Below are 12,813 nucleotides of genomic sequence, written 5' to 3'. Positions count from 1 at the left end.
ACTACGATCCGGACTGTGAACCGCGAAGTGACTCTGCCTCTGATCGTCGACGACCGCGGTACCTTGCAGGTCTCCGCGGCGGACGTGAGCAAATTGCTCCGCACGGTGGGCGGGCGGTGGCTGCGACTCGTGGAGACCGGGGAGGACCGGCTCGACGAGGACACGGTCGCCGCGCTCACGATCGAGCTGGCGAAGCTGGCCGACCGGATCGACGTGGCCTGCATCGCCCACAGCAGCGGGGGCGCGCCCTGAACGGTACGGCGGCGTGAGGCCGTCGGCACCCCGTCAGACGGGCCGCAGCAGCGTCCTCCAGAACAGCGACTCGTAGCTCTGCAGCAGATGACCGTACCCCCGGGCACGGTTCTCGTCGAGGCGGCCCGCGTCCAGAGCGGCCTGGACCGCTTCCGTGGCCGTCCGGTCCAGGTCCGGGGTCGGTTCGGCGAAGAAGTCGAAGAACGCGCAGGCCTCGTCGGTGAAGCCGTAGTGGGCGCGCAGCGCCTCGGCGATGGTGGCGCAGTAGCCGCCCCACGCCGAGAAGTTGGCGGTCACCGCGAGTACGGCGTCGGCGGGCGCGGCGTTGAGGGCCAGCCAGGCGATGTAGGCGGGGTACGCATGGCAACCCGGCAGGGGGTCGTACGTCCTGGCCCGGTCCCGGTCCACACCGCACGCCGCGGCGAAGGCGTCCAGCCGCCGTGCCGCCAGCGCCTCGCCCTCGGCGAGGGCGGTGAAGTACGCGGCGGCCCGCGGCTGGTCCGCGGACCTGTCCGCCAGGTGCTGGAACGCCCGGCGGTCGGCGGGGATCACCCAGTGCTGCTCGAGGGCGAGCGCGGCCAGGGTGTCCCGGTCGGCCTCACCACGGGCGATCAGCGGCACGAGAGGATTGGACCGCGGATCCGGGGCCAGCTCCCGCGTGATCGTCTCCAGCAGTTCCCCGGCCGTGCGTGTCATCGCGGCCTCCGTCGCGTCGGTCGATGGGCCGACCGGTCGTGCGGCCGGCTTCCCCACGATCGTCCCTCAGGAGCCGGGTCCACGTAACCCGGCGTGCCCCGGCGGTGTGACGGCCCCGCCGTACGACAGCCCGGCGGCATGACCTGCACCGCCGCTCTGTCGTCGTTCTTCCTCGCGACCGCGTCTCAGCGGAGGGGCATGCCCGACAGGGTGCGGGCGATGACCAGGCGCTGGATCTCGCTCGTGCCCTCGAAGATGGTGTAGATCGCGGCGTCCCGGTGCATCCGCTCCACCGGGTACTCGCGCGTGTAGCCGTTGCCGCCGAGGATCTGTATCGCCTGGGCCGTGACCTTCTTGGCCGTCTCACTGGCGTAGAGCTTCGACATCGATCCCTCGGCCGCCGTGAACGGCTTGCCGTTGACCGCCATCCAGGAGGCACGCCACACCAGGAGGCGGGCGGCGTCGATCTGGGTGCGCATGTCGGCCAGTTGGAAGGCGACACCCTGGTTGTCGATGATCGGACGGCCGAACTGCTCGCGTGTCTGCGCGTACTCCAGGGCGACCTCGTAGGCGGCGCGGGCGGTGCCCACCGCCATGGCGCCGACCGCCGGGCGGGACGCCTCGAAGGTGGCCATCGCGGCGTTCTTCACCCTCCCCCTCTCGGCTCCGCTCGAGCGGGGAGACCCCCATGCCCCCCTGCTTGGCACGCTCCCGGGCACGGGCGAGGCGCTCGTCGAACTTCTCCTTGCCACCGAGCAGGCAGGAGCCTGGCACACGGACGTTGTCCAGGATCACCTCGGCGGTGTGCGAGGCGCGGATACCGTGCTTCTGGAACTTCTGGCCCTGGGAGCAGCCGGGGGTGTCCGGCGGGATGATGAACGAGGCGTGCCCCTTGGAGCCGAGTTCCGGGTCGACGACCGCGACGACCACGTGCACGTTGGCGATGCCGCCGTTGGTCGCCCAGGTCTTGGTGCCGTTGATCACCCACTCGTCCTTGGCCTCGTCGTACACCGCGCGGGTGCGCATGGAGGCCACGTCGGAACCGGCGTCGGGCTCGGAGGAGCAGAAGGCGGCGAGCTTGACGTCGTCGGCGTCGCCGTACATCTGCGGGATCCAGGTGCCGATCTGCTCCTCGGTGCCGTTGGCGAGGACGCCGACGGCGGCGAGACCGGTGCCGACGATCGACAGGGCGATGCCCGCGTCGCCCCAGAACAGTTCCTCCATGGCCGTGGGGATACCGAGGCCGGTGGGGTCGAAGTACTGCTGGGCGTAGAAGTCGAGGGAGTAGATGCCGACCTTGGCGGCCTCCTGGATGACCGGCCAGGGGGTCTCCTCGCGCTCGTCCCACTCGGCGGCCGCGGGGCGGATCACATCGGCGGCGAAGCCGTGGAGCCAGTCACGGACCTCCTTCTGTTCCTCGTTGAGCTCCATGGTGAACTCGGCCATGTCCCCTCCAGCGGCGGCGCACGTGCATGTTACTTACGGTAACCCGCAGTCTGTTACCGGCTGGTAAGGAAAGTCAACTCCCCCGGACCCCCGGATCCGTCCGAGACCCGGCACGCCGCCAGTGTTAGTTTGCGCAGGCGTCACCGAATCAGCACGGGTGGGGAGAGATCATGGACACCACACAGCGGACCGATCAGCAGCGGTCCGCCGACCGCCGCCGGCGCGAGTTGCTGGAGGCCGCCGACCGGGTGGTGCTCCGCGAGGGCCCGCATGCCTCCATGAACGCGATCGCCGCCGAGGCCGGCATCACCAAGCCGATCCTCTATCGGCACTTCGGCGACAAGGGAGGACTGTACGCCGCCCTGGCCCAGCGGCACACCGACGCTCTCCTTGCCTCACTGCGGGAGGCGCTGGACGCCCCGGCGGACCGGCGCGAGCGGGTCGAGAACACCCTCGACACCTACCTCGCGGCCATCGAGCTGCGCCCGCAGGTGTACCGGTTCCTGATGCACCCGGCCGAGGGCTCACCGGGCGACCAGGGCTTCGACGTCGGCAAGCACTCGGCGCCGTTGCTGCGGCGCATGGGCGAGGAACTGGCACAGGTCATCGAGGAGCGGCTGGACCTCGGACCGGGCAGCCAGCAGCTGGCCCGCGTCTGGGGGCACGGGATCGTCGGCATGATGCACGCGGCCGGCGACTGGTGGCTCGGCGAACGCCCCTGCTCCCGGGCGGAATTGGTGCGGAGCCTGGCCGACCTGCTGTGGGGCCGGCTGGCGGCGGCCGGCGACCGGGTCGGCGGACCCGGCTTCTGAGCCTCAGCCGCGCCCGCTCCAGGAGGCCCGCCGCACCTGGCGGGTGAGCCTGCGGTGGCGCCAGCCCGTCAGCCGGTCGGCGTAGACGCGGCCCTCCAGATGATCGCACTCGTGCTGCAGGCACCGGGCGAAGAACCCGGTGCCGTGCACGGTGACCGGTTCCCCGGCCACCGTGCGGCCCTCGACGACCGCGTGGTCGTGACGTTCCGTCCCCGCCTCCAGACCGGGCAGGGACAGACAGCCCTCCGGACCGCGCACCACCACACCGTCCGTCTCGACCAGCCGCGGGTTGACCACATGGCCCAGGTGACGGACGTCCTCGTCGTCCGGGCAGTCGTACACGAACACCCGCAGCGGCACACCGATCTGGTTCGCGGCCAGGCCCACACCCCGCGCGGCGTACATCGTCGCGAACAAGTCCTCCACCAGCCGGGCCAGTTCCGGACCAAAGTCGGTGACCTCCGCGCAGGGTGCGTGCAGCACCGGGTCGCCGAGCAGGGTGAGGGGCCGGACACGTCCGTGGACGCCCGGGATGGAACCGTGTCGCATGGCGCTCAGAGTACGGTCCTCCCAGCAACGCCCGTCTCATCGGTGGTGCCGTGGTTCTGGAGTGCGAATGGACCTCGATAGGCTGAGGTTCACACCACGTGGCCGCCAGCCACAGGCGCGGCGCGTACGCAAGGAGGATCGAGACTTGATGGCAGGCAACTCGGACCCGCTCTCGCCGCGGGCCAAGCTGGCCGTGACCGCGGGCAAGGCGGTCGCAGCGGCATCACGCGCCGCGGGACGCGGCAGCGGTTCGGTGATCGGCGGCCGGGTGGCGCTCAAACTCGACCCGGACCTCCTCGCCCGGCTCGCGCAGAACCTGGACTGCGTCCTGGTCTCCGCGACCAACGGCAAGACCACCACCACCCGGCTCATCGCGGAGGCCCTGCGCGCCGCGGGACCGGTCGTGTCCAACGCCCTCGGCGCCAACATGCCCGCGGGTATCACCTCGGCGCTCGCGGGCGGCTCGGAGTCGAAGTTCGGCGTCATCGAGGTCGACGAGAAGTACCTCGCCGGCGTCGCCCGGGACACCGACCCCAAATGCATCGCCCTGCTCAACCTCTCCCGCGACCAGCTCGACCGGGCCGGCGAGACCCGTATGCTCGCGGAGAACTGGCGCGAGGGCCTGGCCGGCTCGAAGGCGGTCATCGTCGCCAACTGCGACGATCCGCTGGTGGTGTGGGCCGCCTCCTCCTCCCCCAATGTGATCTGGGTCGCCGCGGGCCAGATGTGGAAGGACGACGCCTGGTCGTGCCCGTCCTGCGGCGGTGTGATGCAGCGCCCCGGCGACGACTGGTTCTGCGGCGAGTGCGGCTTCCGCAGGCCCACCCCGTCCTGGGCGCTCTCCGGCGACCACGTCCTCGACCCGCACGGCTCCGCCTGGCCGATCCACCTCCAGCTTCCGGGCCGCGCCAACAAGGCCAACGCCACGAGCTCCGCGGCCGTCGCCGCGGTGTTCGGGGTGCCGCCGCAGGTCGCCCTGGAGCGCATGTACCAGGTGCAGGCCGTGGCCGGCCGCTACGACGTCGTCCAGCACCAGGGCCGTGACCTGCGGCTGCTGCTCGCCAAGAATCCCGCGGGCTGGCTGGAGACGTTCTCCCTCATCGATCCGCCGCCCACCCCGGTGATCCTCTCGGTGAACGCCCGCTCCGCCGACGGCACCGACACCTCCTGGCTGTGGGACGTCGACTACACCCGGCTGACCGGTCATCCGATCGTCGTCCTCGGCGACCGGAAGCTGGACCTCGCGGTGCGGCTCGAGGTCGCGAACCAGCAGTTCCAGGTCTGCGAGGACCTCGGCCAGGCGCTGCAGCAGTGCCCGCCGGGCCGGATCGAGGTCATCGCCAACTACACCGCGTTCCAGGACCTGCGCCGCCGCGTCGGCAACTGACGCGGGCGACGTATCGCGACGTACTCACAAGGACAGTGACTTCATGAGCGACAACGGTCTGCGGATCGTGTGGATCTACCCCGACCTGCTCAGCACCTACGGCGACCAGGGCAACGTGCTCGTCGTGGAGCGCCGGGCCCGCCAGCGCGGCCTCGACGTGGCCCGGCTCGACGTGCGCAGCGACCAGCCGATCCCGACCTCCGGCGACATCTATCTGATCGGCGGCGGTGAGGACCGTCCACAGCGGCTCGCGGCCGAGCGGCTGCGCCGGGACGGCGGACTGCACCGGGCGGTGGAGAACGGCGCGATCGTGTTCTCGGTGTGCGCCGGCTACCAGATCCTCGGCCACGAGTTCATCAACGACCTCGGCCAGCGGGAGCCCGGCCTCGGCCTGCTCGACGTCGTCTCGGTGCGCGGCGAGGGCGCCCGGTGCGTCGGCGACGTGCTGGGGGACATCGACACGCCGCTCGGCCTGCCGCCGCTGACCGGCTTCGAGAACCACCAGGGCGTCACCCACCTCGGCCCGACGGCCCGCCCGCTCGCCCGGGTGCGCTTCGGCAACGGCAACGGCACGGGGGACGGCACCGAGGGCGCCTACAACGACACCGTGTTCGGCACGTACATGCACGGTCCGGTGCTGGCCCGCAACCCGCAGATCGCGGACCTGCTGCTGAAGCTGGCGCTCGACGTCAACGCGCTGCCGCCGACCGACGACCACTGGTACGAGGCGCTGCGGAACGAGCGCATCGCGGCCTCGCAGCAGCCCGCGTAGGACCCGCGCCACGACGTCCGCCCCGGCCGGCGCCCCGGTGTCCGCGAGCTCGCGGACACCGGGGCGCCGGCCGGGTGTCGGAGGGGCGTCACCGGCCCGTCTGACGGCTGGTCCGCACAGGTGAGCGGGCTCGTCCAGTAGGCGGACGCGTGCTTCGGACCCACCCCCGGATGCCGCTAGGGTGGCGGGGATCGAGCCGGACGACGCGGTCCGGTCCCGGCCCACGGCGAGAAGGTTGTTTCGGGCTATGCGCATTGGTGTCCTCACGTCCGGCGGAGACTGCCCCGGTCTGAACGCCGTCATCCGGTCCGTCGTGCACCGCGCGGTCGTCGACCACGGCGACGAGGTCATCGGCTTCCGGGACGGCTGGAAGGGCCTCCTGGAGTGCGACTACCTCAAGCTCGACCTCGACGCGGTGGGGGGCATCCTCGCCCGTGGCGGCACCATCCTCGGCTCCTCCCGAGTCCGTCCCGAGCATCTGCGGGACGGTGTGGAACGGGCCAGGGGCCATGTCCGGGAACTCGGCCTCGACGCGATCATCCCGATCGGTGGTGAGGGCACGCTGAAGGCGGCCCGGCTGCTGTCGGACCACGGCCTGCCGATAGTGGGCGTCCCGAAGACCATCGACAACGACATCGCTGTCACCGACGTCACCTTCGGCTTCGACACGGCCGTCGGAGTGGCGACCGAGGCGCTGGACCGGCTGAAGACGACCGCCGAGTCCCACCAGCGGGTGCTCATCGTGGAGGTCATGGGCCGTCACACGGGCTGGATCGCCCTGCACTCCGGCATGGCGGCCGGTGCCCACGCGATCGTGGTGCCCGAGCGGCCCTTCGACATCGAGGAGCTGACCGCGGCGGTCGGCGCGCGGTTCTCTGCGGGCAAGCGGTTCGCCGTCGTGGTCGCCGCGGAGGGCGCCAAGCCGAAGGCCGGGACCATGGACTTCGACGAGGGCGGCAAGGACGTCTACGGCCACGAGCGGTTCGCCGGGATCGCGCGGCAGCTCTCCGTGGAGCTGGAGTCGCGGCTCGGCAAGGAGGCGCGTCCGGTGATCCTCGGGCACACTCAGCGCGGGGGAACGCCGACGGCGTACGACAGGGTACTGGCCACCCGCTTCGGCTGGCACGCCGTGGAGGCCGCGCACCGCGGGGAGTTCGGGATGATGACGGCGCTGCGCGGGACGGACATCGTGACGGTGTCGCTCGCGGAGGCCGTCGAGACGCTGAAAACGGTGCCCGAGGACCGCTACGCAGAGGCGGAGTACGTTCTGTAGCACCTGTGACGCCCTGTAGTACCTGGGGGACGTCCCGCAGTGTCCGTGACGTCCTGTGCCCGTGGCCTCCCGCGGTACCTGTGAGCAGAACCGCCCCCGGCCGCAGTCGCGGCGGGGGGCGGTTCTAGTCTGGTGCGGACAGACAGCACACAACCCCCACGAATCAGGAGCCGGCGGATGGATCACAGCGGGCACGGCATGACCATGGATCTGCCGCCGTTCACGCTGGAGCGAGGACTCGGCTGGTCGGCGGACCCGTTCTTCCTCGTCGCCTGCCTACTGGGGCTGGCGCTGTACGGCTGGGCGGTGGTGCGCCTGGTACGGCGCGGCGACAAGTGGCCGGTGGGGCGGACCGTCTCGTTCGTCCTCGGAGTGCTGAGCATCGGGCTCATGATGTGCACGAAGCTGAACGACTACGGCATGGTCATCTTCAGCGTGCACATGGTGCAGCACATGATGATCAGCATGGTGTCGCCCATCCTGATCCTGCTCGGCGCCCCGATCACCCTGGCGCTGCGCGCGCTGCCGCCGGCGGGACGCGGGCGCAAGGGACCGCGCGAACTGCTGCTGATGCTGCTGCACAGCCGCTACATGCGCGTCGTCACCCACCCGGTGTTCACCATCCCGATGTTCATCGCAAGCCTGTACGGGCTGTACTTCACCCCGCTGTTCGACGCCCTGATGGGCTCCCAGGTGGGGCACATCGCGATGATGGTGCACTTCCTCGCCGTCGGTCTGGTCTTCTTCTGGCCGATCATGGGCGTGGACCCGGGCCCGCACCGGCCGGGCTACCTCATGCGGATGCTGGAGCTGTTCGCGGGCATGCCGTTCCACGCGTTCTTCGGCATCGCCCTGATGATGGCGTCCACGCCGATGGTCACCACGTTCCAGAACCCGCCGGCCTCGCTCGGCATCGACGCGCTCTCCGACCAGAACGCGGCCGGCGGTATCGCCTGGGCGTTCAGCGAGGTCCCGTCCGTGCTGGTGCTGATCGCGCTGCTCTTCCAGTGGTACGCCTCGGAAAAGCGGCAGGCCAGGCGCACCGACCGCGCCGCGGACCGCGACGGCGACAAGGAGCTCCAGGCGTACAACGCCTATCTGGCCTCGCTGCACGCACACGGGAACTGAGTCCCCTGCCGTGGAGCGGTGAGGGGCGTGGGAAATCAGCACACCATGTCGTCGTGAGGGCCATTACGGCAGAACCGGGGCACCATGGAGGGAAACCGAACCATGAGGAGGGTGTCGCGATGCCCGGTTCCAGTAACGGTTCACACTCGACGAAGACCATGGGAGTGCTCACCGTCGGCGGCCTCGTCGCCGTGACGGCCTACACGGTGGCGCTCGGCAGCAACGGATGGCTGTGGTTCGGCTGGGTCGTCCTGGGACTGGTCACCCTCGGAATGGTCGCCACGCGCAGCGCCTGAGCTGCCCGTGGCGTTCGGCGCTCACTTCGGCGTGAGCCGCCCCGCCAGGTGCACGCCCGGCTGGTACTTCGGCAGCCGGACGGTGACCCTCATGCCCGCGCCCACCGCGGTCTCGATGACGAGGCCGTAGTCGTCGCCGTAGACCTGGCGGAGCCGGTCGTCGACGTTGGACAGGCCGATGCCGCCCGTGTGGTCAACCTCGCGGGCGAGAATACGCCGCAGCAGGCCGGGGTCCATTCCGGCGCCGTCGTCCTCGATCACCACGAGGGCTTCGGCGCCGGCGTCCTGTGCGGTGATCTGGATGTGGCACTTGTCGGCCTTGCCCTCGAGGCCGTGCTTGACGGCGTTCTCGACGAGCGGTTGCAGGCAGAGGAAGGGCAGCGCGACCGGCAGCACCTCGGGGGCGATCTGCAGGGTGACGGAGAGGCGGTCGCCGAAGCGGGCGCGGACCAGTGCCAGATAGTGGTCGATGGCGTGGAGTTCGTCGGCGAGGGTGGTGAAGTCGCCGTGCCTGCGGAACGAGTAGCGGGTGAAGTCGGCGAACTCCAGTAGCAGTTCGCGGGCGCGCTCGGGGTCGGTGCGGACGAACGAGGCGATCACGGCGAGCGAGTTGAAGATGAAGTGCGGGGAGATCTGTGCCCGCAGCGCCCTGATCTCGGCCTCGATGAGGCGGGTGCGGGACTGGTCGAGGTCGGCCAGTTCGAGCTGGACGGAGACCCAGCGGGCCACCTCTCCGGCCGCCCTGACCAGGACCGCGGACTCGCGGGGCGCGCAGGCGACGAGCGCGCCGTGCACCCGGTCGTCGACGGTGAGCGGGGCGACGACGGCCCACCGCACCGCGCAGTCGGGGATGTCGCAGCTGAGCGGGAACGCCTCACCGCGGCCGGAATCGAGGGGCCCGGCCAGTCGTTGCATGATCTCGGTGCGGTGGTGGGCGCCGGCGCCGTCCCAGACGAGGACCTGCTCACGGTCCGTGAGGCACAGGGCGTCGGTGCCGAGCAGGGAGCGCAGCTTGCGGGCGGATCTGCCGGCGGTCTCCTCGGTCAGGCCCGCCCGGAGCGGGGGTGTGGCCAGGGAGGCGGTGTGCAGGGTCTCGAAGGTGGCGTGCTCGACGGGCGTGCCGAGCCCGGCGAGACTGGCGGGCCGGGCGGTGCGCCGGCCGAGCCAGAAGCCCGCGGCCAGCAGGGGCAGTACGGCGACGCACAGGCCCGCCAGGAATCCACTCACTTGGACGCCTCCGTCCGTAGTTCCTCCGGCAGGTGGAACCGGGCGAGCACCGCCGCCGTGCCGGGCGGCACCCGGCCCGGGGTGGCCAGGGAGACCAGGATCATGGTGAGGAAGCCCAGCGGCACCGACCACAGGGCCGGCCAGGCGAGCAGCGCGTGCAGTGCGCCCCGGCCCGGGAAGCCGGCCATGGTCGCGGCGACGGCGGCGAAGGCGGAGCCGCCCCCGACCAGCATGCCGACCGCCGCCCCGGGCGGGGTGAGCCGGCGCCACCAGATACCGAGGACGAGCAGCGGGCAGAACGAGGACGCCGACACGGCGAAGGCGAGCCCGACCGCGTCGGCCACCGGCAGCCCGCCGACCAGGATGCTCGCCCCGAGCGGAACGGCCATGGCGAGCAGCGTGCCGAGCCGGAAGTGCCGTACGCCGCGTGAGGGCAGGACATCTTGGGTGATCACGCCGGCCACGGCCATGGTCAGCCCGGACGCCGTGGACAGGAACGCGGCGAAGGCGCCCCCGGCGACCAGCGCGCCGAGCAGGTCGCCGCCCACTCCCCCGATCATGCGTCCGGGCAGCAGGAGCACGGCGGCGTCCGCGCTGCCGGTGAGGGTGAGGTCGGGGGCGTACAGACGGCCGAGGGCTCCGTAGACCGGGGGCAGCAGGTAGAAGGCGCCGATCAGGCCGAGGACGGCGACGGTGGTGCGGCGGGCGGCGACGCCGTGCGGGCTGGTGTAGTAGCGGACCACCACGTGCGGCAGGCCCATGGTGCCGAGGAAGGTGGCGAGGATCAGCCCGTACGTGGCGTACAGCGGGCGTTCCTCGCGGGACTCGGCCCGCGAGGGCGACAGGGCGTCGTCGGCGCCCCGCCCGGCGGCCGGGACCTCGGCTCCCTCGGCGAAGGTCAGCCGGGTGCCGCCGTCGATGCGGTGGGTGCCGGCGGGCAGGCGGAGTTCGGTGCCGGCGTGCGGGCGGCCGTCGACGGTGCCGTCCACGGTCACGGTCAGCGGCACGGCGAGCCGCAGGTCGAGGGTGTCGTCGATGCGGACGACACGCTGTTCGCGGAAGGCGGCGGGTTCGTCGAAGGCGTGGCTGGGCGCCCCGTCGCTCTGCCAGGCGAGGACCAGGAACAGTCCGGGCACGAACAGGGCGGTGAGCTTGAGCCAGTACTGGAAGGCCTGCACGAAGGTGATGCTGCGCATGCCGCCGGCGGCGACGATGACGGTGACCACGACGGCGACGATCACTCCGCCGAGCCAGCCGGGAGCGCCGGTGAGCACGGTCAGGGTGAGTCCCGCGCCCTGGAGCTGGGGCAGCAGGTACAGCCAGCCGACGCCGACGACGAAGGCGCCCGCGAGCCGCCGCACCGCCTGCGAGGCGAGGCGTGCCTCCGCGAAGTCGGGCAGCGTGTAGGCGCCGGAGCGGCGCAGCGGGGCGGCGACGAACAGCAGCAGGACCAGGTAGCCGGCGGTGTAGCCCACCGGGTACCAGAGCATGTCCGGGCCCTGGACCAGGACGAGGCCCGCGATGCCCAGGAAGGACGCGGCGGAGAGGTACTCGCCGCTGATGGCGGCGGCGTTCAGGCGGGGGCCGACGGTGCGGGAGGCGACGTAGAAGTCGGAGGTGGTGCGGGAGATGCGCAGGCCGAAGGCGCCGACGAGGACGGTCGCCAGGACGACGAGGGCGACGGCGGGGACGGCGTAACTGGAGTTCACGGTGCCGGCGTTCCGTTCCCCGCCCTCAGCGGTCCTCGACGAGCCGCACGAAATCGCGTTCGTTGCGTTCGGCGCGGCGCACGTACCAGCGGGCGAGCAGGACCAGTGGGGGGTACAGCCCGAAGCCGAGGATCACCCATTCCAGCCGTCGGGCGTCCGGGGCCGCGGCGAAGACCAGCGGGAGCGGGCCGATGAGCAGCACGAGGATCGCGAACACGGTCAGACCGGTGCGCAGTTGGATGCGCATCAGGGAGCGGACGTAGGTGTGGCCGAGGGTGGTCTGCTCGTCGATCTCGGTCCGCGGGCGGTAGTAGCCGAAGGCGCGGCGGGCACTGCGGGGCGGGCCGGTGACGACCACGCGGCGTTCGGTCGGGTCCTGGGGCATGCCGTCCCCCTAGCTGGTGGTCCGGCGCATCAGCAGGTCCCGCAGTTCACGGGTGTGCCGTCGGCTGACCTGGAGTTCCTCCGAGCCGATCAGGACGCTCACGGTGCCCGCGTCGAGCCGGAGTTCCCCGATGTGGCGCAGGGCGACCAGGTGGCGGCGGTGGATGCGGACGAAGCCGCGCGAGCGCCAGCGTTCCTCCAGGGTGGACAGCGGTATCCGTACGAGGTGGCTGCCGCGGTCGGTGTGCAGGCGGGCGTAGTCGCCCTGGGCCTCCACGTGCGTGATGTCCTCGACGGCGACGAAGCGGGTCACACCGCCGAGTTCGACGGCTATGTGGTCCGGGTCGGGTTCGTGCACGGGGATGCGCGGGGTGCTGCCGCGCTGTGCCGCGGCGCGCGGTTCGACGACGCGGCGGACCGCTTCGGCCAGCCGCTCCTTGCGGACGGGCTTGAGGACGTAGTCGACGGCCTTGAGGTCGAACGCCTGCACGGCGAAGTCCTCGTGGGCGGTGACGAACACGACGAGTGGCGGCCGGGCGAACCCGCCGAGCAGCCGGGCGAGGTCGAGTCCGTCGAGACCGGGCATCTGGATGTCGAGGAAGACGACGTCGATGGCCTCGGGTCCGTCGGGCCCGGACTCCAGGGCGCGGTTGATGCGGCGCAGCGCCTCGGTCGCGTCACCGGCGCCCTCGGCACTGCCGATGCGGGGGTCCGCGTGCAGCAGGTAGAGCAGTTCCTCCAGCGAGGGGCGTTCGTCGTCGACGGCCAGAGCGCGCAGCATGAAGGTGGAGTCTAGGGGGGAATTTCACGCCTGGACATGTGCCGGACGTGGGCGTTCCCGCAAGATCCGGTGGTGGGGCCCGCTTCCCTGCGGCCGTCGGC

13 protein-coding genes and 1 pseudogene are annotated in these 12,813 nt (G+C 71.4%); 7 read left to right on the top strand and 7 right to left on the bottom strand.

Features of this window, described 5'->3' with window-relative positions; translation table 11 throughout:
• Positions 1–15: 15 nt before the first annotated feature.
• The gene (locus WJ438_RS34765; protein WP_406728725.1) at positions 16–252 is read left to right on the top strand and encodes a DUF6213 family protein; all 237 of its coding nucleotides are present in this window, start codon (positions 16–18) and stop codon (positions 250–252) included.
• 33 nt (positions 253–285) lie between these two features.
• On the opposite strand, the gene WJ438_RS34760 is transcribed toward WJ438_RS34765, so the two are convergent.
• Together WJ438_RS34760 and WJ438_RS34755 are read right to left on the bottom strand one after the other, a co-directional pair.
• Entirely contained in the window at positions 286–948 is a 663-nt protein-coding gene (locus WJ438_RS34760) for a transcriptional regulator (protein WP_406728724.1), read from the bottom strand.
• Between the two features lie 185 nt (positions 949–1,133).
• Positions 1,134–2,394 (bottom strand): annotated as a pseudogene (locus tag WJ438_RS34755) (acyl-CoA dehydrogenase family protein).
• A gap of 170 nt (positions 2,395–2,564) precedes the next feature.
• On the opposite strand from WJ438_RS34755, the gene WJ438_RS34750 reads away from it, so the two are divergent.
• On the top strand, positions 2,565–3,206 hold the full coding sequence (locus tag WJ438_RS34750) for a TetR family transcriptional regulator (RefSeq protein ID WP_406728723.1): 642 nt from the start codon (positions 2,565–2,567) through the stop codon (positions 3,204–3,206).
• Between the two features lie 3 nt (positions 3,207–3,209).
• On the opposite strand, the gene def is transcribed toward WJ438_RS34750, so the two are convergent.
• Positions 3,210–3,755: a peptide deformylase gene (def, locus tag WJ438_RS34745; protein WP_406728722.1), complete on the bottom strand. Its 546-nt coding sequence runs from the start codon at positions 3,753–3,755 to the stop codon at positions 3,210–3,212.
• A 148-nt stretch (positions 3,756–3,903) separates the two neighbouring features.
• Between def and WJ438_RS34740 the strand changes: the two genes are divergently transcribed.
• From WJ438_RS34740 to WJ438_RS34720, 5 genes are all read left to right on the top strand, one after another.
• Positions 3,904–5,142 (top strand): MurT ligase domain-containing protein, encoded by a 1,239-nt coding sequence (locus WJ438_RS34740; RefSeq protein WP_406728721.1) that lies wholly within the window; start codon positions 3,904–3,906, stop codon positions 5,140–5,142.
• A 43-nt stretch (positions 5,143–5,185) separates the two neighbouring features.
• Positions 5,186–5,914 carry a type 1 glutamine amidotransferase gene (locus WJ438_RS34735; RefSeq protein WP_406728720.1) on the top strand — a complete coding sequence of 243 codons (729 nt, stop codon included), beginning with the start codon at positions 5,186–5,188 and terminating at the stop codon, positions 5,912–5,914.
• 247 nt (positions 5,915–6,161) lie between these two features.
• Positions 6,162–7,187 carry a 6-phosphofructokinase gene (locus tag WJ438_RS34730; RefSeq protein ID WP_406728719.1) on the top strand — a complete coding sequence of 342 codons (1,026 nt, stop codon included), beginning with the start codon at positions 6,162–6,164 and terminating at the stop codon, positions 7,185–7,187.
• A gap of 177 nt (positions 7,188–7,364) precedes the next feature.
• Positions 7,365–8,315, top strand: a complete 951-nt coding sequence (locus WJ438_RS34725; protein WP_406728718.1) for a cytochrome c oxidase assembly protein — start codon at positions 7,365–7,367, stop codon at positions 8,313–8,315.
• Between the two features lie 119 nt (positions 8,316–8,434).
• Complete coding sequence (locus tag WJ438_RS34720) at positions 8,435–8,611, top strand: hypothetical protein (RefSeq protein WP_406728717.1); 177 nt, start codon at positions 8,435–8,437, stop codon at positions 8,609–8,611.
• A 21-nt stretch (positions 8,612–8,632) separates the two neighbouring features.
• Here WJ438_RS34720 and WJ438_RS34715 read toward each other — a convergent pair whose 3' ends face one another.
• From WJ438_RS34715 to WJ438_RS34700, 4 genes are read right to left on the bottom strand one after another with little or no spacing between them, the layout of a single operon-like run.
• Positions 8,633–9,838: a sensor histidine kinase gene (locus tag WJ438_RS34715; RefSeq protein ID WP_406728716.1), complete on the bottom strand. Its 1,206-nt coding sequence runs from the start codon at positions 9,836–9,838 to the stop codon at positions 8,633–8,635.
• Positions 9,835–11,547 (bottom strand): cation acetate symporter, encoded by a 1,713-nt coding sequence (locus tag WJ438_RS34710; RefSeq protein ID WP_406728715.1) that lies wholly within the window; start codon positions 11,545–11,547, stop codon positions 9,835–9,837. The genes WJ438_RS34715 and WJ438_RS34710 overlap by 4 nt, the downstream gene beginning before the upstream one ends.
• A gap of 25 nt (positions 11,548–11,572) precedes the next feature.
• Positions 11,573–11,932, bottom strand: a complete 360-nt coding sequence (locus tag WJ438_RS34705; RefSeq protein WP_406728714.1) for a hypothetical protein — start codon at positions 11,930–11,932, stop codon at positions 11,573–11,575.
• A 9-nt stretch (positions 11,933–11,941) separates the two neighbouring features.
• Entirely contained in the window at positions 11,942–12,712 is a 771-nt protein-coding gene (locus WJ438_RS34700; RefSeq protein ID WP_406728713.1) for a LytR/AlgR family response regulator transcription factor, read from the bottom strand.
• Positions 12,713–12,813 lie beyond the last annotated feature (101 nt).

Origin of the sequence: Streptomyces sp. GD-15H, assembly GCF_045291515.1 — a bacterium.
GTDB lineage: Bacteria > Actinomycetota > Actinomycetes > Streptomycetales > Streptomycetaceae > Streptomyces.
The sequence above is the reverse complement of the archived record's forward strand: the minus strand, read 5'-3'. Positions and strand labels throughout refer to the sequence as shown.

Bases quoted from the DNA above. Each gene is read 5' to 3' on its own strand.
- WJ438_RS34760 (WP_406728724.1), bottom strand. From the start codon at position 948: ATGACACGCACGGCCGGGGAACTGCTGGAGACGATCACGCGGGAGCTG.
- WJ438_RS34750 (WP_406728723.1), top strand. From the start codon at position 2,565: ATGGACACCACACAGCGGACCGATCAGCAGCGGTCCGCCGACCGCCGC.
- def (WP_406728722.1), bottom strand. From the start codon at position 3,755: ATGCGACACGGTTCCATCCCGGGCGTCCACGGACGTGTCCGGCCCCTC.
- WJ438_RS34740 (WP_406728721.1), top strand. From the start codon at position 3,904: ATGGCAGGCAACTCGGACCCGCTCTCGCCGCGGGCCAAGCTGGCCGTG.
- WJ438_RS34735 (WP_406728720.1), top strand. From the start codon at position 5,186: ATGAGCGACAACGGTCTGCGGATCGTGTGGATCTACCCCGACCTGCTC.
- WJ438_RS34730 (WP_406728719.1), top strand. From the start codon at position 6,162: ATGCGCATTGGTGTCCTCACGTCCGGCGGAGACTGCCCCGGTCTGAAC.
- WJ438_RS34725 (WP_406728718.1), top strand. From the start codon at position 7,365: ATGGATCACAGCGGGCACGGCATGACCATGGATCTGCCGCCGTTCACG.
- WJ438_RS34720 (WP_406728717.1), top strand. From the start codon at position 8,435: ATGCCCGGTTCCAGTAACGGTTCACACTCGACGAAGACCATGGGAGTG.
- WJ438_RS34705 (WP_406728714.1), bottom strand. From the start codon at position 11,932: ATGCCCCAGGACCCGACCGAACGCCGCGTGGTCGTCACCGGCCCGCCC.
- WJ438_RS34700 (WP_406728713.1), bottom strand. From the start codon at position 12,712: ATGCTGCGCGCTCTGGCCGTCGACGACGAACGCCCCTCGCTGGAGGAA.